Genomic DNA, 21,647 nt, shown 5'->3' with positions numbered 1-21,647 from the left:
CTATTTCCCTCCTTCAGGAGAGGCCTGGTAAAGCTTGATTTGCGCCTGCAAACCAAGAATATTTGCTGCTGATTTTACTTTGCTGATTGCAGACGTTGTATAGTCCTGTTCAAACAACAGAACCTGATACGTGGTCGTGCGACCCTGACGAAGACGAACGCGCTCGTTTTCAAGCTTCGCTTTCTGAGCATCTTCAATGCGAGACAACAAACGAAGGTTGTCACGAGCATCCTGAAGATTGCGGGTCAAATTGGTCCAGTCGATTTCCTGCGCATAGTAAGCGTACTCACGGTTCAATTCCGCCGCACGTTCAGCTTTGCGAGCACCGGCTTTGGTGTCAGATGCCGCACCAATATTCAAAGGCATACTGAAGCGAACGCCCACAAAAGCGGTGTCTTGGTCCGTTTTACCGGATTCTTTCATCGCCTCGTTGTATTCTTCATCGCGGCCGTTCATTGCATAGTTACCGTAGATGTCCAAAGACGGACGGTTTCTTTCCAGGGTGATCACGGCATTAGCGCGGGCCGCCGCCAACTGAGCGTTGGTCGCTTCCACATCTGCGCGGCTGCCAGGACGAGCTCCAGGGATGGTCAGCTGCTCCAGGGATTTGTAGTTTACCTTTTCAAGTGTCTCTACTTTTGCTGTGGCTTCACGGTTCAGGAATTTATTGAACATGCGCTGGGCTTCAAGATATTCATTCTGAGCCACTTGCAGTTCCAAAGTACGCGCTTCAACCAAAGCGCGGGCCTGCAGAACGTCCGCTTCTTCGCCCAGATTCATTCTTTTTTTACGGCTGACATAATCAAGAATGCTTTGCGCCGCTTGTTTGGCCTGTTCTTGAATTGTCACCACGTCCTGCCAGGCAGCAAGCTTCCAATAAGCCGCTTCTGCGCCGGCAAGAATGTTCAGAGATTGCCCCTGGCTAGAGAATTTTTCAGCAAGGTTCTGCGCGCGCAATGCTTCTTCATTAGCCTGAGCGGTACGGCCGAAACCATTGGCCCACAAAGGCATGGACAATTCCAATTTAGGAGTCGCATCCCAGTATTTGGATGGATTAATAGGAGATGTCGGCGCCAGTCCTTCAAACTGAGTGCGATTCAAATCATAAGACAACTTGGTCTGAAGACCGAAGCTGAACTGCTGACTTACACCCAGGGAGTAGTACTGACTTTTGACTTCGTCATACATCTTGGGATTGCCGGGCTTGCCGTCATAACCCCAGCGGGCTTCCGCAAAAAGCTTCGGGGTGAAGATCAAATCAGCTTCACGGGATTTTAACTGGGCACCTTCTGACTGCTCAGCACTTCCTTTATAGGCCGTACTGTCACCTTTCACCTGATCGAGATACTCGTTCAGAGTCAGTGCGGAGGCCGAAGCTCCGTGCAAAAGAGTCCCACAGATGAGGAACTTCGCTCCCCATTGTATGATCTTGTTTTTTTCCATATTAGTTCTCCAAAGTCCAATTACTGACTGGTTGAATATGTAATCGCTTACATACAAGTTTGTACCCCAAGGATGATAAGTATGCAATCAATTACTTAATTGAATATCAATTGACCTTATGATACAGTATCTTATAGATAGTGATTTTAGGTATTTAGGGGGGTTATCCATGTCTGACACATCTCAACTTAAGACTGTTCAGGACGAAAGTTCTGATAGCCAAAAGGGCAAAAAGCGTGACAGAAGTGCTTCTGAAGAGCGCCTGATTGCTGCGGGCATCGAAATCTTCTCTAAGCATGGTTATGACGGCTCCACTACTAAGTTGATTGCAAAAAAGGCCGACGTAAATGAATCCCTGATCGGTCGCTACTTTGACGGCAAGGAAGGTTTGTTACTTACCATCGTCGAACGCTTCATCGAAGAGATCCGCACGGAAGAGCTTGCCTACCCGCCTCAAGACACCCTTGCTGCTGAGCTTAGCAAGTATGTCGATTTTAAGGTCGGCAAAAGCCACGATCGCGACTGTCTTGGTAAAATCATCATCTGTCAGTGTTTGACAGACAATAAGTTCCGCAAAAAAGCACTAGAGCGCATTCCCATGTTCGCAGATCCCAAGCTGATTGAGCGCCTGGAGCGCCTGAAAAAGATGGGGCAGATCAAGGAAGGCATCACTTTGGATGAAATCGCCGAAGAGATTGAAACCTACCTTCATGGCGCCTTCTTGTTTGACCTGATTCTTTCCGAAACCCCTCAAGAGGTCGTCACCAAGAACGCCCTCAGATTCATCGACCACTACACTGCGGGCATCGGCAAATCCTAGAAGAAGTATTTCAGATTCAACAGGGCGCTTCCGATAGCGCCCTTTGTTTTTATCGTATCCGTTCCGGACGACAGCTTCAGCTCTGTCGTCGTTGATCGTCCGATATACTCAATCACGAAATTATCCGCAAAGAACCAGCCCAGGCCAAACAACACACCGACCCCATTGGTCGCTTCGCCATCACCCGTTCCTGCCGGAGTGAACTTGTTGATACCATAAGCAAGACCCAGTGGAAGATAGAAGGATTCCCAGCGATACAGTGTTCCCGCATAAAGGAAGTGTGTCTGGAATTTGGAAGTGCTGCCGGTTGCGCTGTAGGTGACTCCGTTCAAGGTCATCTTGTCCAGATCACGCTCCCCACCCAATGAGATACCACTGATAAAGCCCCAGGAATGTTGAGGAGCGTACCAGGCGTTGAATCCAACCTCGACAGCACCTTTGTATTCCAGGTCATAATCAATATCTGTCGGAGTTCCCGAAACCGTTCCGTCACCGGAAAGTTTCGCCAGATAGTTCGGGCTGTACCCGATCTGAACGCCATATCTCCACTCGGCGTTGGCCGTCGTGGAAAGCCCCAAAATCATCATCACTGCTGCTGCGAAAATTCTCATGCTGTACCCCTTAAATGCACGTGGATTGATGATCTTTCGGGGGCCGCAATTGTGTAAACACAAAATAAATTGTTTAGGACCTTGGTCTTTTAAAATGAAAAAGGCCCGTCGTTTTACCGACAGGCCCTTGGTGATTTTGGTTTTTATTACTCTGGCATTGGCAGGTCAATAATCAGACCGCCATCTGGTGGTGGAGGCGGAGGAGTTGTCACCGGATCCAACGGCGCTGGCTGTTGGGACTCCTGCTTTTTCTTCTCTTCCTCTTTTTTCTTTTCTTCGTCTTTCTTTTTCTGTTCGTCCGCTTTGCGTTTTTCCTCGGCTTTACGCTGCTCTTCCTGACGGCGTTTTTCCTCGTCCTTGCGCTTCTGCTCTTCCTGCTGCTTGCCGGAATCTACAGACGGCTGGGAAGGAGTCGTCGGAGCTGTCGGCTTGGACGGCTGCTGCGGGATCGGCTGTGGCTTTTCCTGCTGCTTGCGGTTTTCTTCTTCCTTACGACGTTGTTCGTCGGCCTTGCGTTGTTCTTCCTGCTTGCGAGCTTCTTCCTGCTTACGAGCCTGCTCTTGCTGTTGTTGCTGCTGCTGCTGGCGACGAGCTTCGTCGGCCTTGCGCTGTTCTTCCTGACGGCGTTTTTCTTCAGCCGCTTTCTTTGCAGCTTCCGCTTTGGCAGCTTCGATACGACGCTGTTCTTCAATGCGGCGACGTTCGGCCTCGGCACGAGCGCGGGTTTCAGCGTCGTGTCTTTCCATACAAACTGCTGCCGCAGAAACACCGGTACGACCGCGGTTTTGAACTTCGTCCACAATACACTTATTCAATGCAGTGTTGGTTCCATTTTTACAAAGTCTCAAAGCATCGTACTGCAAGCGGTTGTTTTCAACCTCAAGAGCACCTTGGTTGTAAAGTTGCGACACGCACTTATCAAACGTAGGGCTGGATGACTGGCGGCAGATAAATAGAGAATACTCTTTAGCCTGACCATAACGTGGGAATGACTTTTCCAGACTTTCCGTACAAAGCTGAGCTGGCAAATTGTTTTCAACGCCTCTTTCGCAGAAGAACGCCGCGTTCTCCAAGGTCAACGAACGTCTCTTGGACAAATCAAGCATACACTGAACCGCATCTGCGCGTTTGGAGGTAACACAAACATCAGCAGCACGACCAACATATTTATTATGATCAGAGTATGACAAATGGTCCTTATTTGGATTGGCCTTGTTATCCAGAACCTTCGTAAGATCAATCACACATTTTTGGAATTGAACATCCACACGCCCCAGACCACAGGCATACTCAGCAGATGACGGCCACAAGTCCAAGCCATTAAAAAGATTATCTGCACAACTTCCCATTGTCTGAGATGCCACAGCTCCTGGCGGCGGCGGTGCTGGAGGATTGTTGTTGCCATTTCCACGCTTGATCCACGCATTGGCAGAGCTGGCCATGGCAATAATCATCAATAATGTTACAGAAGCGCGTTTCATATGAACCTCTATTATCCAAGACCTTGAGTTGCAATGCCTGCGCCAAAACCATCTCAAATCTGTACGTTTTGGAGTATTTTACCTGCGCATAACTTTGACAGCAGTGCCGCTTTCTGCGGCGACAACGCCGGTAATTCCAAACAGTTCCGGGGGCTTAAACGACAAAAGGCCCGCAAAGGGCCTTTTGAAGAGAGAAAGAGAACACCCGGAGTGGAAAGAGAGAGGAACCACTCCGGGTTGCTAGTACAAAAACTATTTCATCGGTTTCGTGTGAACCGCGAATTTCTCGAATTCGCCGTACTCATGAAGTTTGTTATAAAGGGTCTTGATCGTGATACCCAGGTTGTTTGCAGCCTGAGTTTTGTTGCCACCGAAGTGAGCCAACGCTTTCAGGATGTAACGCTTTTCAAGCTCATGCAAAGTCATCGCCGGATCGTAAGCGATAACGTCTTTTTCAGCTTCACCGTTACGGATGTTTTCCGGGATATCATTCAGCATGATCATGTGACCGTCAGACAGGATCTGAAGTCTTTCACACACGTTCTGAAGTTCACGGATGTTACCAGGCCACTCGTAGCGAATCAGAGCTTTCATCGCTTCTTCATTCACAGAACGACCACGGTTCAGGTAGGCGTGCTGGGAGTTGTTCAGGAAGTGATTCACCAATGCAGGGATATCTTCCTTACGACGACGCAGAGGCGGAGCGCTGACCACGATCGTGTTGATACGATAGAACAAGTCCTCACGGAAGTTGCCACGAGTCACTTCCTGATCCAACTCACGGTTGGTCGCACAGATCAGACGGATATCAACTTTGATTGGGTCTTTGCCACCCACACGGTAAACTTCACCTTCCTGAATGAAACGAAGAAGTTTAGCCTGGATCGCCGGATCCAATTCACCGATTTCATCCAGGAACAAAGTTCCGCCGTTAGCCGCTTCAGCCAAACCGATTTTGCGGTTGTAAGCGCCAGTGAAGGAACCTTTTTCGTGACCGAACAACTCAGACTCAAGCAATGTTTCGCGAAGGGCACCGCAGTTGATTGCAACAAACGGTTTGTTCTTACGACCGGAGCGATCGTGGATGGCGCGGGCGATCAGCTCTTTACCAGTCCCGGATTCACCAAGAACCAGGATGTTGGCTTGGGATGGAGCTACACGGTCGATCATCTTCATCAAACTGCCCATCACTTCGGACTGATAGACGATGGTCTTGTTTTCAACCACTTTGGAAGTTTGATTTGTGTTCCACATAACTTGGTTTGCATTCTGAGAAGAGGGCAAAACAGTCGTTGAGTTGTTTTCGTTCATAGCTCCACCTTTCGGTTTACGTACTTTTTAAAACTGGGTGGGCGTCTCAATTTGAATATCTCGCTTTGATACGCCGCGACAACGCATTGAGTTATAACTTTGGTCGTGTAGTAATTGCAATAAAAATAATGCACGACGTTAACTTTTTTTTAGGGTCTCAGCCCTAATATAGGAACTTTCAGGGGTATGGCGAAGGCATTTAAGCTTTCCGAAAATATAGATAAATACCTGAAATACATGACTTTTATAAAGTCTGCCTCGCCCCTTACGATCAAGCACTATTCCCTGGATCTGATGCAGGCCTTTAATTATGAAGATCCCTCAGTTAAGGCTAAATCAATTTCGGAGTCCGAATTACTTTCCACGGCCCGGGCGGCCTTCAACCAATGGGCGCATCTGTCGCTGGCCTCTAGAAACCGCAAGGCCGCTACTCTGAAAAGCTTCTTTTCCTGGGCCTTTGAAGAAAGCCTGACCGAGAAGGATCTGTCGGTGCAGATCACCTGCCCGAAAGTCCCGAAGAAGCTTCCGCATTTCGTAAGCGTGGATGAAGCCCTGTCTGTCCTGAAAAGCTTTGATAGCGAGACGAAAATTCCCCTGAAAGAAAAGGTTCTGTTCCTGCTTCTGTATGGCGGCGGCTTGCGTGTCAGCGAAGCCTGCAATCTGAAGTGGAGCGAAGTGCAGACCTCGCAGAAAGTTCTGCGTGTGAAAGGAAAGGGATCTAAAGAGCGAGTCGTCGCTCTGCCCTCTTTGACTGTGGAAGTTCTGCTGAAGTGGAAAAAGGAAAGCTCTTTTGATGAATACGTCTTTGGCGAAAAGCCTCTAAATTCCCGCACCGCCTACGAGATGGTCCGCCAAAGTGGTATTCGCGCAGGGCTTTTAAAACCACTGCATCCCCATGCGCTTCGCCACAGCTTTGCCACTCACCTGCTCAGCAGCGGAGCGAATCTGCGCACTCTGCAAGAACTTCTGGGTCACGAAAGCCTGCAAGCCACAGAAAAGTACACCCATCTGGGCATCGACCAGCTGGCTCGCACCATGGAAAACCTGCATCCATTGGGTAAAGGAAAGTAAGCTTTAAAGAGTGGCGTTCACGATATAGTGACGAACCATCTGTTCAACGTTCTTCAGTTCATCATCCACAGTCTGACGATAGGACACCAGCTGATTGCTGTCGGCCATGTTGGTCTTAAGAAAAGGCGCCATCCAGGGTTCGGCATCCACCACACCCTGCTGCAGCAGAAACTTCAGATAGAAATGCATTTTCACGATCAGCGGATCCTGGGCCGTTTCAAGCGCGCGCAGCGTGTGCCCCAGAAGGTTGAACAGGAACTCGGAATGCCGGTCGCCTTCCTGACTGACTTTGCTGACACATTCCAAGATGTGCAAAGCCAGCTCCAGACGGTCATAGTCCGTGCGAAGTCCGGCAAAATCGTTGATCAGCGTTGCTTCCTGCAAGACGTGCAGTTTGCCTTCTTCCGCGGATTGTTTGTAAGTCAGACTGACAAAGTGAGTGGGTTCCAGCACGCCACCGCCGAAACGTTTTTTGCTTTTCAGCGCTCCCCGGGCCATGAAGGACAGCTTTTCGCCTTGAGTGGAAATGGCATGCAGAATCAGATCCGATTCGGAGTATTTCATTTTCTTGAGAATAATGAAGCGATTCTGGGCTTGGGTCACACATTCCAACTTTGCTGGGCTTTGATATCTTCATACGAAGATATCAGCAGCTTGGCAAAGTCTTTTGTCGCCAGCAATTCCGGCCCGACTACCAGCAGGCCACGCAGGCTGTCAGTGGAAGGAACCGGCTCCCACCAGTGACGGAACATTTTCATGGCATTCCACTGGCACATGTTGGTGGTTTCCAGCTTCTTCCAACCCTCTTGGGCTGAAAGCCCCAGCTTGCTGAAAACTTTTTGTGCCACAGCTTCAGCACTGACATCAGGAAAAACACACAGCGCCCGGTCATACAGGCGCGCACTGCCGGGACTCAGGAAAGACCGAGCCACGGTCGCCATTTCGGATTCGAACTTTTCCACCAGCAATTGGTTCACACTGCGCCCGTCACGAGCCTGCGTCAGTTCTTTGATAAAATCCACTTCCGACCAGGACTGGTTTTGCACCTGCAAGGCCGGTGAACGGAAACGTTCGCCCAATATCGCCACACTGACGGTGGGTGCGTAAGAACACAAACGAACCGTGTAAGGGCGAATCTCAACTGACTCATGAAAATGTCTGGCGTGAGAAATACGGAAAGAAAAAATGCGCTTTTCATTCAACAGACGATCCAGCTCGTCGGCGAAGGGATATAATTCCCCCGTCACCGGATGATCCTCACTGAACAACACAAAGCAGGTTTCTTTCTTAAGACTTTCCACCCACTCTTTCACGTCGGTGATTTGAGTGTGCGAACGTGCATTCACTTCGTAGGTTTCTTTGTAATAATATCCCAGCAGACCTTCAAACACAGAGGTCTGTCCCTGCACAACACCAATGGCTTTCTTGTGGGACATAAAGTGAGCAGTGCTCTGAGAAACTTCGTAAACCGCCTGAGACAGGCCCTGATAAGCACGCGCACGAATTCGCGGCGCCAGCCCCAAACAGGTTTTCACTTGATCGTTCAACTCTTCCCAGGTCTCAGGGCGCACAACATCGATGAGCATACTTCACTCAAGGCTAGCAGATTCCCCGACAAAAGAGAGTGAGACAAAGGTCTTATTTTAAGACGTGGTTTTGAGAAACCTGCCAAGGAACATTACAATGGAATGGTTTTCCGGGAGTTCGTTTATGCGTCTATTTAATATTTTGATTCTTGGTCTTTTTGTCTGTCTGCTTTCTCCGGTCGCGCAAGCCCGTGATCTTTTCGAAGCGCGCCTTTCTTATGGCATGCTGAACTCGGATCCGGATTTAAATTCATTGTGCGTGGACTGCGCAACCTCTGCTCCCAGCGTGACTCCATTTTATGGCCTTGGCGCGGACGGAATTGTCACGCTTCCCATCCCCCTGCTGCCCGGTATTGGTATTCGGTATGAGAATATGAAATTTTCCACCTCAAAATCCGGACTGGACTATACCGCCAATTTCAGCCGAACAGCGCTGCTGCTCAATTGGCGTCCCATTGATAATCTGATCTATGCTGGTCCGATCCTCACATACGGTCTGTCACATTCAACCGATCTGAAAGTCACGGAATTTGGTGTGAAAAAAGCCAGTTATTCCGCTGGTTCTCCCAGCTCGTACACAGTGGGTTTAGAGGCTGGCGTAAAGCTCATTGGCTTCTCATTAGGGGCTGAGTTCGGATATCAGAATTTTCAATGGAATGATGCGACAGACTCGACTGGTAACGCACCCTCTCAAGATATCAATATGAATGGGACTTACGGTAAATTTATCCTTGGCTTTTCCATTTAAGTATTGAAATCATGGCGCCTCTGTTACACTCAGAAGTACGAGGTGCCCTCATGACAAAAAAACGTATCGAATGGCCAGTGGCCTTGTTCTTGGTTCTGAATCCACTGATCACTCTCATCCTGGCCCCCATTTATTTCTACAATTTCGGTTTCCAATGGGACATCCTTCTTTTCGCTTTGGCTTTTGCCGCGGCAACAAACCTGGGTATTACGGCGGGCTATCACCGTTTGTTCTCCCATAAAAGCTATGATGCTCACCCACTGGTGAAAGCACTGTTCCTTTTGATCGGTGCTTCCGCCTTCCAGGGTTCTGCATTGAAATGGTCTTCTGACCACCGCCGTCACCACACACACATTGATGGCGAAAAAGATCCTTACAACATCAATGAAGGTTTCTGGTACGCCCACATGGGCTGGATGTTCTTCAAGGACTCCGTGGATCAGAAAATCCACGCTCCGGATCTTGAAAAAGACTGGATGGTGAAATTCCAGAACGATCACTACGTTCCAATCGCGATCCTGACAGGCTTCATCTTCCCTATGCTGGTGGGCTGGGCGATGGGTTCCTGGTTGGGTGGTCTGGTGATTGCCGGGGGCTTGCGCATCGCTTTGACCCAGCAATCCACTTTCTTCATCAACTCTCTTTGCCACACTTTGGGCAAACAGACTTATTCCAAAGAAATCTCTGCCCGTGACTCCTGGTTCGTGGCGATTCTGACTCATGGTGAGGGTTACCATAACTTCCACCACAAGTTCCAGATCGACTATCGCAACGGTATCAAATGGTACCACTGGGATCCGACTAAATGGGTGATCCGCACTTTGAGCGCGATGGGACTTGCGACCAAACTTCGCCAGATCTCTCACGTGGAAATTCTGAAAGCCCGTCTGCAGGCGGAGGCAGCCGAACTGACCAAACACGGTTTTGCTGAAGAAAAACTGGCTCAGATGAAAGAAAAGATCCTGGAAGCGCAGAACAGAATGAAAAAGCTGCGTGAGGATTATGAACAGTTCAAATTGGATGCTGTTCGCAAACGTGAAGAACTGAAAGAAGCTTACGATCACAAGCTGGAAGAGCTTCGCCGTGACATGGAAATTGCCAAACTGGAATTCCAGATGGGCATGAAACAATGGCGCGTGTATCTGCGCTCTGTCTAGATCCGGTTGTCATTATTGACATAGGCGTTGACGCCAGCACAAACCCACAACTTTAATTGGTTGTGGGTTTTGTTTTTTCAGGAGGTTGTTATGCTTAAAACTCTTTCTGCGGTGATCTTAAGTGCAGCGCTGACTTGGTCCCTGCCCGCTCTGGCTGAGGGCTTTGCTGCCTCTTTTAAGGCGAAATACCTGCCAAAGAAACTGGCCTCTATAGCCCCCGGTAAAACCACCAAAGCCGAAGTCACCAAACTGCTGGGTAAGCCGTTAAAGACTGAAAACAAAGACACGCTGCTGTTCTATAAAACCGGCAGCCTGGACTATGACACCACCATTGAAATCAAAGACGGCAAGGTGCAGTCCTTCTATCACCGCATCCCTGAAGGAAAAGTGCATCTAAAAGACGTGCAGGCCCTGCTGCCCGAAGATGCCCAGAAAGATGAATCCGAAGTGGGTCACGGCGAAGGAACCGAAACCCAGATTGAACACGACGGGGTTCGTCTAGCGGTGAAAAACACCAAAACCGCCCCGATCATTTCCTATTTTGAATCTGCAAAACCTTAAACTTTGATCCCCACATCAAGGCTGGCGACAAAGCCGGAACTGTAGTTTCCGGACTGGATGCTGGCCATCTGATAAGCGGTCCCATCGCTGAACACATTGTCCGTGGCAAAACTGATTTTGTTAAAATTGGTTTTGCTGGCCGAATACCCCGATGCATTGTTATACACCGAACTGGAAGTCGCCAGCGGGAACGTCAGTTGTGAAGTTCTAACGATATAGCTGTCATCCACGGCTTCAGCCATGCTGGGATAAATCTCGAAGTGGATATGGGTCATACGACCATCATAACAACCCGGAAAGATTGTCTGAAACGTCACGCTGCCATTGCTGTCGGTCTGCTGCACGCCACGCAGATAAGTTTCACTGGTGACACCGGAAGAATACATTGAATACTTGCCGTTAATATCACAATGCCATAAATAGATCGCATACCCCGCCAAAGGCGCACAGGACGCGTTCACATCCAGCAAGTTCAACGTCAGGGTCAGCGGCACCCCGGTGGCCGTTGAGCTTCCCGTATAGCCACCCGTATTCAGACTGCTGCGAACATCACTGCGAACAATTCCGTTCAGTCTTAACACGTTGATGGCGCTGTCATCATGGGCGGGATACGGCCCCGCAGTTTCAGAAGGAATCTGGGCACAGCTTCCACCATTGCCATCACTGACAGACTCGGCGCCATCAGCCACGGCATTGGAAAAATTCGCTTGGGAACAACCCGTTAGCATGCCGCCTGCGGCCGCTCCGAAAAGGGCGATTCCACCGTATTTGATCAGCTCTCTGCGAGACAGTCTTTTGATTTCCATATCCTCTGATTCCTTTCAGACAGAACACCGCCGTCTTGAACACAGAATATCAAGGCACTATGGATTCAGCATGGAGCCCTAAAATGCCAAAAGCCGCAACCTGATACAGGTGGCGGCTTTTAGCGTTTCCATTTGAGATGGAAATCCTAATTATTCACACTTTTTGCTCTTATTATAGAAGAACCAGTGGAACTTTGATTCATCCGGAAGTGGCTTGTTATCCACCGTCATTGGCTGTTTACGGTACTCTTGATGTTTCTTGCAATCAGCGACGCGGTAAGCTTCGTTGATCGCCAGCATGTCCTGGAATGAAGGCAGATAGCCTTTTTTCTGATAGAACTCTTTTTCTTTTTCATAGATGTTCTTTTCAAGCAAAGTCGCTACCGCTTCAAACTGCACGTTCGTTTTGATGCTGTCGACTGGCATGTACTTCGGCAAGGTGTCTTTAGCCACACCGAACTGACGAACCATTTTGGCGAAGTAAGCCTTCACACTGTGCTGAGGTGCCCAGTGGAACGTATAGTCCTTATCAATCATCCAGCCATAAACACTTTGCATGACCGCATCCTGCATACGCACCTGACGAAGCAGAGGCATAAAGCGGTATTCAGCGACGAAGTCGAATCTTGGATCCACTTCGATATCATAAGGCGAGAACAAAGAAGTCTTGGTCACACCCAAAGAACGTGGATAGTCCGTGTTCTTAAACTTGGAAACGGTGCTGCGATACTTTGGAACGATGAACTGACCACCGGAAGCCTTGTCGTAAGCCATGCGGATAACTTCAGAACAGAACAAAGATGAATAGTCATCATCGTCCATGGCAAAGTCATAGCGAATGCCTTTCTTGCGATCCAAAGCACCCTTGGCATGATCATACATAAAGCGCGCAGCTTTCTTCGCCAAAGCTTCATCCGGCTGACGATAAAGCGCCACACGCGCATCTTCAGCCTGACGCCACTTTTCCAGCGGTGTCACAATCACCCCGTATTGAATCAATGCTTCAACGATGTACTTCTTCCCGGCTTTGTCTTCGCCAACAACTGCCAAGTGCGAGAAGTTGCCTTCTTCATCAGAGATACGCGCAATCATCGCAGACACATAGGACTTACCACGGATCAAAAGTACGTCGCCGCTTTTCAGTTCAAAGCCCGAGAATTTTGGATTTGTCCAGGTGTCCGGCTTTGAATTCACCATGATCGGTGTCTTTTTAAAGTTGAATACCTTGTTCGTATACAACCAGTCCAACAGGTACTCTTCAGAGAATCGTGCATACTGGAAGCCTTCACGCATTTCCAGGATACATTCTTTGCTCAGTTCGTTGCGGGACTCGAACTCCTGCAATTTATCGTGCAAAGCCACGCGGATCTGGAAGATGGTGTCCATCACCTCAGGTCCGATGGACTTCAACTGCTCCACTTCCGTGGCATTCTTTGGCAGGAAATGATCTGCCGGCAGATAATACAGATAGTCAGTGACCTTGTTCACAAAGCCAGCGCAGGTCTTGGCATTAAACACCTGAGGATTGCCGATGTCGGCCAGAACCTTGCGGCTGCCGGTGATCAGCTCATCCGTGCTGGCCGGATGACGATAGGTTTTAACTTCAGATTTAAATGGTGACGTGCAGGCCGTAACCAAACCCACCGCCGCAGCGGCACCCAATAAAACGAGCTTCTTCATAAATAATCTCCTAATTAGTCCCTTTCTTTTTCGGTTACTTAAGGAACAAAACCAACTGGACCAAAGTATAATAAGAACGCTCCCCCTGCTTTGGTCCCGTATTCTTAGTAGCCCATAAGTACGATAAGAGCCTTGCTTAGTTTTACATCAGATATTTCAACTTAGAGGAGTCAGCATGAGCGGCAACGGCGCTATGAAGCAGGAATTTTTCCAGATCGATGAAAACACACGTAAAAAAGTGATTCGTCAGGATCGCAATGATATCGAGCCTGGTGCCTGTTTCCTAACTATCCCCGGTCGTAATCTGGAAGTTCTGAATATCAGCGCCTTTGGTTGCGCTGTACTTGTTCCGGGCGCAGAGTACGCAGACTTGAAAGCATGGTGGGACAAGAACCCACACTTTGAAGCCGACGTTCTTTACAAAAATATTCAAACTCAGCACGTTTCCCTGCGCTGGGCGCGTTCTGAAAATCACAGCAAGTCCGTGACTGGCGAAATGATTGTGGGCTTTGAGGTTCTGGGTGAACCTTTGAAAGTGGACCGAATCAAAGCTTTGGAAGTGTCTTCTGAAGTTATCAACGCGCAGACTGAATATGCCATGCATCTGGCGCAACTGCCGGCGGAATTCAAAACATTTGTCTATGAAATGAAAGACTGGCTGGAAAAGCTCAAGTCCCGCATCGACAAACTGGAACAGGAATCCCCGGTCGACAGCTGGAAAGAAGCCCAAGACTATCGCATGACGATTGCGGACTCGGTGTCCGACTATCTGGGCCAGGTCATTCCAATGAAATACGCCGACGTTCCGAAACTTGTGAAAAACTTCACTCCGGAACAAATGAAATGGGCTACTGACTTTGCCCGAGAACAAGTAGGTCACCTTGTTTACGGGGCTCCGTTTGCCAATCGTGCTTACTTCAAACCACGCGGTTATGCCGGTGACTATGAAATGATGAATCACCTTTACCGTGATGAACTGGTGGGTAAAACCCTGTTTGACCAGTGCATGCACAAATACTTCATCGACGAACCTGCAGGTGCGGCCGTGAAAAACCGTGGTCAGTACCTGTTTGAAAAGATCACTCAGCTGTTTGAGCGCACTCCGCCGACTGCGCCGGTGAAAGTTCTTTCCGTGGCCAGCGGTCCTGCGATGGAGCAGCAAATCTTCCTGCAAAATGCGACGCCATTCTATGGCCGCCCGGCTGAATTCACGTGTCTGGATCAGGATGAAGAGTCTTTGAAACACGCACAAAGACAGTTGCATTCTGTCGAGCGCTTTGTGAAATCCGGCTTTAAATTCAAATTCAACAATATGGCGATCCGCAACGTGATCGCGGCAGGCTGCCCGGAAACAGACTATGATCTGATCTATTCTGCCGGCCTGTTTGATTACTTCACAGAACCTGTGGCACAAATGGCAGCACAAAAAATGCTGGCGTCTGTAAAACCAGGCGGTCATGTCGTGATCGGCAACTTCAGCAAGGACAATCCTTGTGTGCCATTCATGGAACTGGTTCTGGACTGGCATCTGATTTACCGCTCTGAAGAGGACCTGCTGCGTATTTTCAAAGGCATGGGTTCCAAGATCTGGGTGGAAAAAGAGCCTCTGGGTGTGAATCTGTTCGTGGTAATTCAGAAATAAGAAGCTTTGAGGAACTGAATGCTGGGGAAAGAAATCACCACCTCACAAATGCGCGAGTTTGAGGTGATTGAAGAAATCAGATCTGTCCTGCGAGTCATCGCAAACTGGATGGCCGTGCCTTTGTTCATGGCTTTCTGGATTGCCGATCTGATTTACGTTCCCCAGTTCAAGTGGTTGTTCCTGGGACTGCGTCTGACCATCATTCCGCTGTGTATGCTGGCCAAGTATGAACTGCGCAAGGAACAAAGCTTTACCCGCGCGCAGTGGTTTGCTGCATTGTATGCGGGCCTGGTGGCCCTGCCCATCAACATCATGATCTATTTCATCCCTGACGTGGGCACTGGTTATTATGCCGGCCTGAACCTGGTGGCCATCGGGGGACTTTCGTTCATTCCGTTTTCCACGGGCTTCTTTGTTGCCACCGCTTTGGGGATCTATCTGCCCTATTATCTGTTCACCGCTCTGAAAATCCAGTCCGCTCCGGATCTGTGGCCGGTGATCTTGAATTCATTCTTTATTGTCGGCTCTATCGTGATTTGCTTCCTGATTCGTTTCTTTCACGAACAACTGCGCATGCGCGAAATCAACAGCCGTCTGGCCCTGAAGGCCGAAATCGCCAACCGCGATCACATCATCAAATCCAAAACCGAAGAAGCCGTTCGCCTGAACACTCTTAGCACCCAGTTCAGCCCGCAGGTGGTGCAAGCCATCCGTGAAGGCAAAGTGGATCTGGAAAAAGGTGTTCGCCGTGCGCAGATCTGCGCCATCTTCGTGGATATCGTGGGTTCCACGGAACGCGTGGTCCGTCTGGATCAGGCCAAGGTGGATCTGGTCCTGGCAAGATTCATGGACACGGTCGTCAGTATCTTCCTGAAATACGACATCACTATCGACAAATTCCAGGGCGACGGGATTCTGGCCTTTGCCAACGATCCGATCCGCTATGGGGACTACACACAAAGAACCTGCCTGGCCGCCCTGGAAGTGCGTGAAGCCCTTCGCCAGGACCGCGAGTTCTATCTGATGAACTGGAAAAAAGAAATGCAGATTCGCATCGGTATTTCTGCCGGGTATGCGAATGTCGGCTTCTATGGAAACAAAAAGTTCTTCCGTTCCTACACGGCGATTGGTGCCCCCCTGCCGTTTGCTTCCCGTCTGACGAACTTGGCTGAACCTGATCAGATCCTGATTGATTCTGACATCGCTCAGACCCTGCAGGCTGAAGGCTTTGCCGTGAAAAACATCGGTGAACGTGTGATCAAAGGCTTTGAAGGCGACACTCACTATGTCTTTGAACTGAATCAGGCTCCGATCGTACGCAAGGATGTTTCAGCAAGCTCCTGCCCTCACTGCCCGGATTCAATCCTTTATTTGGACACCAATGCCCAGGGCCACTTCGTGATGAAGTGCCGCACTTGCGGTTATGAAGCTGCGGAAACTCAGGCGGTCAGTTCTTTATAGAACCCGGCCGTTCCGCGCATTACCGGGAACAAAACATCTCATCCTGAGAATATGTAAAGACTGACATACACTGTCCAATCACCACTCACTGAGCTGCAATTCAGAGCCAATACGAGTGGGCCTTATTTTGCTTTACTAAGCAGTATGCAAACTTTCAAATGTCTCACTCAAAAAATTGCAGATCCGAAGTGGCTCTATAAACCCTTTGTTCTCTTTGCTATGGTGGCGACTGCCAATGCCAGCAGTTCGCAGCTGTGCAAAAGCGGCATCGCGACCACCAGCACCTACTTCGTTCCTCATATCAAGGACTACTGCTCCAGCTCCAAACCCTGCAAGAAGTTCCTAAAGCAGGTGCGCATGCAGGGTTCTGGCACTCTGTCTGGCAACCGTCTTTTGACCTACACGGGTAAAACACGCAGCCTGGGCTCCTGTGATACCGCATTCGGCGCCAGTGGCAAATGCCTGATCCCGTTCTTTTCTGTAGCCGCAGATCCGCGCTATTACAGCATGGGTGACATTATTAGAATGCCCGCCCTTGAGGGGAAAAGAATTCGTATGCCCAACGGAAAAACGGTCATCCATCCTGGTTACCTGATTGTGCATGACACGGGTGGAGCGATCAAAGGACCCAACCGTTTCGATATGTTCACGGGCTCTTACGGCCTGAATGATAAAGACAACGTATTTGGATATAAAGGCAGCAGAGACATGCGCATGACGGATGTCAATGACTGCACTAAGAGCTTTAGCACCGTCCGACGCAACTCTTATGATTACCAGCACTCTCTGGCAATGCTGGAAGATGTCTTGTCGGATGTTTACAGCAGCAAACGCTCCATCGCTTCCTATCAGTCTTATAAGAAAGGATCCCGCTAATGAACAAACTTAACAAATGGACCCTCTTTACAGTCACAGCCCTTCTTGCCTGGTCCAACACTTCATGGTCTGCGGAATCCATCGACATGAATGAACCACCATTCTATATGTCGTCTTATGATGAATTTGCAGACCTGCAGCAGGACCAGAAGGAACTTTATCTGCAAAAGCTGCTGACCCTGAAAGAAAAAATTCCCTCTCTGGATTACGTCAACAAGGAAAAGCTCGATGAAGGTTCCGAGTGGTATGCCACTTGGGATGGAATGCGCAAAAAGCTGTATAACTCCTGCCAGGAAAAAGAACTGCTCCCGGCATGCGAAGAGTTCGCAGATCTGCGCATCGAGGTACTGAACCTGCACGCCAACCAAAAAGAAGAAAACCGCAATGCGGCGGCCGCAGCTCAGACGGCAAAGACCAAATAAGAATAAATAAAAGACGACTGCACCAAGGGCCTCTCTCTTCAGGGGCCCTTTTCTTTTTTTAAGTCCCTCCATCACATGTAGAGCCTTTTGACACCCCGATGACCGTTTAGGCCTTTCACACCCCCGGTCTCACTCTGAGACAACAATGAACCCCGCAAGTCCTTGATAATTGTGGAGTCCCATTGGCAGACCTCTTGCTCTTTAAGGCCGTGAGGAGGCTTCATGAAAGCTACCACACCCCATTTGTACAAAATGCTGTTTCTAACCCTTTGCTTTAGCATGGGCTGGAATATGAAACCTGTGGACTTCCATATGGACCTGGCTTCCAAGGAAGAAAAAGGACTGGCAGCACCATTCAATCTGAATGCCTCCAAATCCAAAGTGGAAAACAAAAAGGAAGAGGAAACAACCTCAGAGCCTATTCCTATTATTGAGCACGCCCTGGATAAAATTGAAAAAACCAAAAGCTTCCAAAGCCTGTTTGGCTGGGGTGACAACGTTGCCAACCGCAACTGCGACACCTGCCAGGAAGAAATCCGCAACATGCGCTACATGCAGTGCAATGCCCAGAACAACTATCTGGAAGCAGAAATGAAAACGGCCGTGGAATCACAAAGCAGTCTGCTGGGTGATCTGATCCGCGCCCCGATCAAGCCAAACTCCATCATCAAGGCTTCGTGCATTCAGATGGGCATGAACACGAAATTTGGTGTCAGCAGCAAAACCTTTCGTCAGTGCAACGCCGCCGGAGCAGCCCGCCAGGCATTCCGCCCATGTATTTCTGAGAACTATTTCAAGATGGTGAACAACAGCTTCGAACTGGTCAGCTCCTGCATGAAGGATTTTATTGCTCCAGGCAAGGATGAAGAAACACAGAATCTGGATGTTCGCGCGGTTTACGCTTTGATCAATATTGAATCCGGCTTCCACGTCAACGCCATGAGTGGCACCGGTGCCGGCGGTATCGGACAGTTCACGGCCCCTGCTATTCAGGATGTGAATTCCAATGAACTGAACGCGGTTCGCATCTCTTTGGAAGGCAACAAAAACCCGCTGTGCAGCCGCCTGTCGATGGAGCTCCTTGATAAGATGGAGCCGATCCGCCCGGGCAAAGCGCAGTCCTGTGAACGCATTTCTTTGAAAAACGGGAACCCAATGAAGAACATGATCTACACGTACGCTTACCTGAAAGGGGTTAAAGCGGACATGGACAACATGATCTTTGAAAACAAAAACTATAAAAATAAATTCCGTATGTCTGAGTTTGACCTGAACAAGATCAAACGTGCTTTGATGGTTTGGTCGCACAACACCGGCCCGGCTGGCACGTGGACACCGGCGAAAACTTTGCTGAATTCATTCTACAGAGGAAAAACCGTGACCAATGCGGATCAGTTCATTCAGCAAATGCAGCAGTACATGCAAAAATTCCCGGCCAGCGCCAACAAATCCAGCGCTCGTCGCAAGGAAACGTCCCGTTATTTCCCTGAGATCACAAAGACTTTGAATAATATCGAAAACGCAGTAGGAGGTGGCACATGCGTAAACTAGTGATGGTTCTGGCTTTCGTTCTTGCCGGCAATTCCGCAATGGCTTTTCAGGATCTGCAGACGTACCGCGCGACGGACGAACTGATCAATGCCATGCAGCTGGAAGGTGACACCTCGGTGCGTTTGCGCCAGCTGGAATCCTACAAGGACTTCCTGTATTCCCGACTGAACACCATTGAACTGCCGGACATCGAAACCACGCCCGACAACGACCCCCGCCTTGAGGAGTATCGCAGTCTGACAGAGTTCGACAACTACGTCGCCCTGATCCGCATGCGCCAGGTATCAGCAAAATCCTGCAACTCCACGAAGGTGCACATTGAAAACTCCACCAGCCGCGACGGCGGTGTGGTGCCGGAAGCGGTGGAAGCACTGAAGATCCTTTCAGCACTTTGCACATAGCAACAAAAAAACAAGCGGCGGGTCTCCCGCCGCTTGTCTTTTATAATGTAAAACCTTTCATCAGCTTCGCCGCAATCGGATTGTCGATCTTGCGGTTGGCCGCCATCAGCCAGATCTCTTCATAAATCCCCGGCAAAGTTCCCAGCACCACCAGCTTTTTTTCCCGGATCAGGTCCGAGGCTGCGACTTCCACTATCGGAATCAGGCCCACACCCTCTTGACCCAACAGCTTTTGAAGACTGGTGTCCTGAGTTTCCGCTATACGGTCCACACGAATGCCATTAATAGAAAAATAATGCTCCAAATCACGCCGCAGACGACTGTGAATGGTCGGGAAAATAAACGGCTGACCTTCCAGAGAATAAGGAAAATCCCGACGCAGATGTTTGTACTTGGCCGAAGCACACACCACCACATCCAGCTTTGCAATGGACTTGGCATACACGGTCTGGAAATCCACGTTCGGAGGATAGTTTGAAAGCAGCAGATCAATCTGATGCGCGCTCAATTCACGCAACAAATCATTGCCAGCGCCTTCCAAAACCGAAACCGCACAATTCCCCTGCTTATAGGCCTGCAACACCACTTCAGAAATGATCGGTTTGGGCACACTGTCCAGCGCTCCAATTTGTACGTGCACACGGTTGTTCTGCAAACGGTCCTGCAGAACCTCCACCATTTCCGCCCCCAGGCGAAACACCTGGTCGGCATATTCAAAGGCGATCTTCCCCGCCTCTGTCAAAAACAGGCGCTGCTTGCGTCTTTCGAAAAGATTCTTTCCCAAGGACTCTTCCAGCTGCTTTAATTGAATACTAAGAGTCGGTTGACCCATGTTCAGCTTTTCGGCGGCCTTGGCGATACTGCCCTCTTTGGCAATAACGTGGAAATAGTGCAGATGATGGTAGTTCAGCCATTGAACCTGATTTTCGATACGAACGGGCATATTTCACCTCATTGCTTTTAGCGAATAACTTGTTAAAGAATATCTAATTTTTAAAACATCCAAAAGTCTTTATACTGCGCTCTGGAGGTTTTACCGTGTCCGAAACGTTACTATTCCCTTTTGCTGACTTCTGGTGGTTTTACGCAGGTTTCATCGCCTTTGTCATAGGTATGCTCGCCCTGGATCTGGGTGTATTTCATAAACACTCACATACGGTGAGTTTCAAAGAAGCCACGATCTGGTCGATTGTTTGGGTGTCGATCGCGATGCTCTTCAACTTGGGCTTGTATTACTACACCCTGCATCTTTACCCGGAAACCCCGGCCCTTGCCAAACAGGTGGGATTGGAGTTCCTGACCGGATATGTGATCGAAAAATCCCTGTCCGTCGATAACATCTTTGTCTTCGTCGTCGTGTTCGGTTTCTTCTCGGTTCCGGCCAAGTACCAGCACCGCGTGCTGTTCTATGGTATCCTGGGAGCCCTGATCTTCCGTGCGATCTTCATCGCTCTGGGATCAGTCCTGATGCAATACCAGGCTGTGGTTCTGATCTTCGGTGTGTTCCTGATCATCACAGGTGTGAAGATGATGTTTCAGCCGGACAAAGAAGTGGACCCTTCTCAAAACTGGTTGATCAAATGGCTTAAAAAGCACATCCGCGTTGCCGACCGAATGCATGAAGATCACTTCTTCATTAAAGAAAACGGCGTGAAACTGGCAACTCCGCTGTTTATTGCTCTGGTGTTCCTGGAATTCACGGACATTATCTTTGCGGTAGACTCTGTGCCGGCGATCTTCGCTATCACGAAAGAACCTCTGATTGTGTTCACGTCCAACATCTTTGCGATCCTGGGCTTGCGTTCCCTGTACTTCCTGCTGGCTGGCGTGGTTGATAAGTTCCACCTGCTTAAGTACGGTCTGGCGCTGACCCTGGTGTTTGTAGGCTTAAAAATGGTATGGCTGAACAAATTGTTCGGTGGCCACTTCCCTATCGGCATCTCTTTGGGAATCATTTTCGCGTTCATCGGCGGTTCTATTGCCGCTTCCCTGATGTTCCCGAAAAAAGGATCTTAATCC

General features: G+C 49.3%; 21 protein-coding genes. 12 read left to right on the top strand and 9 right to left on the bottom strand.

Annotation, left to right across the window (positions count from 1 at the left end):
* On the bottom strand, positions 1–1,443 hold the full coding sequence (locus ACNQKP_RS08025) for a TolC family protein (protein WP_417864000.1): 1,443 nt from the start codon (positions 1,441–1,443) through the stop codon (positions 1–3).
* Between the two features lie 169 nt (positions 1,444–1,612).
* Here ACNQKP_RS08025 and ACNQKP_RS08020 point away from each other — a divergent pair, with 169 nt between their 5' ends.
* A complete protein-coding gene (locus ACNQKP_RS08020) occupies positions 1,613–2,263 on the top strand; it encodes a TetR/AcrR family transcriptional regulator (RefSeq protein ID WP_417863998.1) in 651 nt (216 codons plus the stop codon).
* Here ACNQKP_RS08020 and ACNQKP_RS08015 read toward each other — a convergent pair.
* From ACNQKP_RS08015 to ACNQKP_RS08005, 3 genes are all read right to left on the bottom strand, one after another.
* Positions 2,260–2,874, bottom strand: a complete 615-nt coding sequence (locus ACNQKP_RS08015) for a hypothetical protein (RefSeq protein ID WP_417863996.1) — start codon at positions 2,872–2,874, stop codon at positions 2,260–2,262. The two genes, ACNQKP_RS08020 and ACNQKP_RS08015, sit on opposite strands and share 4 nt — an antisense overlap.
* Positions 2,875–3,020: 146 nt before the next feature.
* Positions 3,021–4,355 carry a hypothetical protein gene (locus tag ACNQKP_RS08010; protein ID WP_417863995.1) on the bottom strand — a complete coding sequence of 445 codons (1,335 nt, stop codon included), beginning with the start codon at positions 4,353–4,355 and terminating at the stop codon, positions 3,021–3,023.
* 252 nt (positions 4,356–4,607) lie between these two features.
* Positions 4,608–5,666 (bottom strand): sigma-54 interaction domain-containing protein, encoded by a 1,059-nt coding sequence (locus ACNQKP_RS08005; protein WP_011165432.1) that lies wholly within the window; start codon positions 5,664–5,666, stop codon positions 4,608–4,610.
* Between the two features lie 186 nt (positions 5,667–5,852).
* Here ACNQKP_RS08005 and ACNQKP_RS08000 point away from each other — a divergent pair, with 186 nt between their 5' ends.
* On the top strand, positions 5,853–6,737 hold the full coding sequence (locus tag ACNQKP_RS08000; RefSeq protein WP_011165433.1) for a tyrosine-type recombinase/integrase: 885 nt from the start codon (positions 5,853–5,855) through the stop codon (positions 6,735–6,737).
* Positions 6,738–6,740: 3 nt separating this feature from the next.
* Here ACNQKP_RS08000 and recO read toward each other — a convergent pair whose 3' ends face one another.
* Both recO and ACNQKP_RS07990 read right to left on the bottom strand, forming a co-directional pair.
* Positions 6,741–7,340 (bottom strand): DNA repair protein RecO, encoded by a 600-nt coding sequence (gene recO, locus ACNQKP_RS07995; protein WP_015092087.1) that lies wholly within the window; start codon positions 7,338–7,340, stop codon positions 6,741–6,743.
* Entirely contained in the window at positions 7,337–8,323 is a 987-nt protein-coding gene (locus ACNQKP_RS07990) for a hypothetical protein (protein ID WP_417863993.1), read from the bottom strand. The genes recO and ACNQKP_RS07990 overlap by 4 nt, the downstream gene beginning before the upstream one ends.
* Positions 8,324–8,420: 97 nt before the next feature.
* Here ACNQKP_RS07990 and ACNQKP_RS07985 point away from each other — a divergent pair, with 97 nt between their 5' ends.
* The 3 genes from ACNQKP_RS07985 to ACNQKP_RS07975 all read left to right on the top strand — a co-directional run bounded on the left by ACNQKP_RS07985 (position 8,421) and on the right by ACNQKP_RS07975 (position 10,789).
* Complete coding sequence (locus tag ACNQKP_RS07985; RefSeq protein WP_417863992.1) at positions 8,421–9,071, top strand: hypothetical protein; 651 nt, start codon at positions 8,421–8,423, stop codon at positions 9,069–9,071.
* Positions 9,072–9,121: 50 nt separating this feature from the next.
* Positions 9,122–10,228 carry a fatty acid desaturase gene (locus ACNQKP_RS07980; RefSeq protein ID WP_088564410.1) on the top strand — a complete coding sequence of 369 codons (1,107 nt, stop codon included), beginning with the start codon at positions 9,122–9,124 and terminating at the stop codon, positions 10,226–10,228.
* A gap of 90 nt (positions 10,229–10,318) precedes the next feature.
* Complete coding sequence (locus tag ACNQKP_RS07975) at positions 10,319–10,789, top strand: hypothetical protein (RefSeq protein WP_417863991.1); 471 nt, start codon at positions 10,319–10,321, stop codon at positions 10,787–10,789.
* Here the strand turns inward: ACNQKP_RS07975 and ACNQKP_RS07970 are convergent.
* The gene (locus tag ACNQKP_RS07970) at positions 10,786–11,595 is read right to left on the bottom strand and encodes an intradiol ring-cleavage dioxygenase (protein WP_417863990.1); all 810 of its coding nucleotides are present in this window, start codon (positions 11,593–11,595) and stop codon (positions 10,786–10,788) included. The two genes, ACNQKP_RS07975 and ACNQKP_RS07970, sit on opposite strands and share 4 nt — an antisense overlap.
* A 150-nt stretch (positions 11,596–11,745) precedes the next feature.
* Positions 11,746–13,275 carry a YiiX/YebB-like N1pC/P60 family cysteine hydrolase gene (locus tag ACNQKP_RS07965; RefSeq protein ID WP_417863988.1) on the bottom strand — a complete coding sequence of 510 codons (1,530 nt, stop codon included), beginning with the start codon at positions 13,273–13,275 and terminating at the stop codon, positions 11,746–11,748.
* Positions 13,276–13,450: 175 nt separating this feature from the next.
* On the opposite strand from ACNQKP_RS07965, the gene ACNQKP_RS07960 reads away from it, so the two are divergent.
* From ACNQKP_RS07960 to ACNQKP_RS07935, 6 genes are all read left to right on the top strand, one after another.
* Positions 13,451–14,917, top strand: coding sequence for a class I SAM-dependent methyltransferase (locus ACNQKP_RS07960; protein WP_417863987.1), 1,467 nt, complete (start codon positions 13,451–13,453; stop codon positions 14,915–14,917).
* An 18-nt stretch (positions 14,918–14,935) separates the two neighbouring features.
* A complete protein-coding gene (locus ACNQKP_RS07955; protein ID WP_417863985.1) occupies positions 14,936–16,378 on the top strand; it encodes an adenylate/guanylate cyclase domain-containing protein in 1,443 nt (480 codons plus the stop codon).
* Between the two features lie 144 nt (positions 16,379–16,522).
* Positions 16,523–17,254 (top strand): 3D domain-containing protein, encoded by a 732-nt coding sequence (locus ACNQKP_RS07950; RefSeq protein ID WP_417863983.1) that lies wholly within the window; start codon positions 16,523–16,525, stop codon positions 17,252–17,254.
* Positions 17,254–17,676, top strand: a complete 423-nt coding sequence (locus tag ACNQKP_RS07945) for a hypothetical protein (RefSeq protein ID WP_417863981.1) — start codon at positions 17,254–17,256, stop codon at positions 17,674–17,676. The genes ACNQKP_RS07950 and ACNQKP_RS07945 overlap by 1 nt, the downstream gene beginning before the upstream one ends.
* A gap of 222 nt (positions 17,677–17,898) precedes the next feature.
* A complete protein-coding gene (locus tag ACNQKP_RS07940; RefSeq protein WP_417863979.1) occupies positions 17,899–19,227 on the top strand; it encodes a transglycosylase SLT domain-containing protein in 1,329 nt (442 codons plus the stop codon).
* The gene (locus tag ACNQKP_RS07935; protein ID WP_417863978.1) at positions 19,215–19,628 is read left to right on the top strand and encodes a hypothetical protein; all 414 of its coding nucleotides are present in this window, start codon (positions 19,215–19,217) and stop codon (positions 19,626–19,628) included. The genes ACNQKP_RS07940 and ACNQKP_RS07935 overlap by 13 nt, the downstream gene beginning before the upstream one ends.
* Before the next feature lie 40 nt (positions 19,629–19,668).
* Here the strand turns inward: ACNQKP_RS07935 and ACNQKP_RS07930 are convergent, their stop codons facing one another.
* The gene (locus ACNQKP_RS07930) at positions 19,669–20,571 is read right to left on the bottom strand and encodes a LysR family transcriptional regulator (protein WP_417863976.1); all 903 of its coding nucleotides are present in this window, start codon (positions 20,569–20,571) and stop codon (positions 19,669–19,671) included.
* A gap of 95 nt (positions 20,572–20,666) precedes the next feature.
* On the opposite strand from ACNQKP_RS07930, the gene ACNQKP_RS07925 reads away from it, so the two are divergent.
* Positions 20,667–21,644: a TerC family protein gene (locus tag ACNQKP_RS07925; protein WP_417863974.1), complete on the top strand. Its 978-nt coding sequence runs from the start codon at positions 20,667–20,669 to the stop codon at positions 21,642–21,644.
* The last annotated feature ends 3 nt before the right edge of the window (positions 21,645–21,647 follow it).

Source organism: Bdellovibrio bacteriovorus (genome assembly GCF_048286975.1).
Classification (GTDB): Bacteria; Bdellovibrionota; Bdellovibrionia; order Bdellovibrionales; family Bdellovibrionaceae; genus Bdellovibrio; species Bdellovibrio bacteriovorus_H.
The sequence above is the reverse complement of the archived record's forward strand: the minus strand, read 5'-3'. Positions and strand labels throughout refer to the sequence as shown.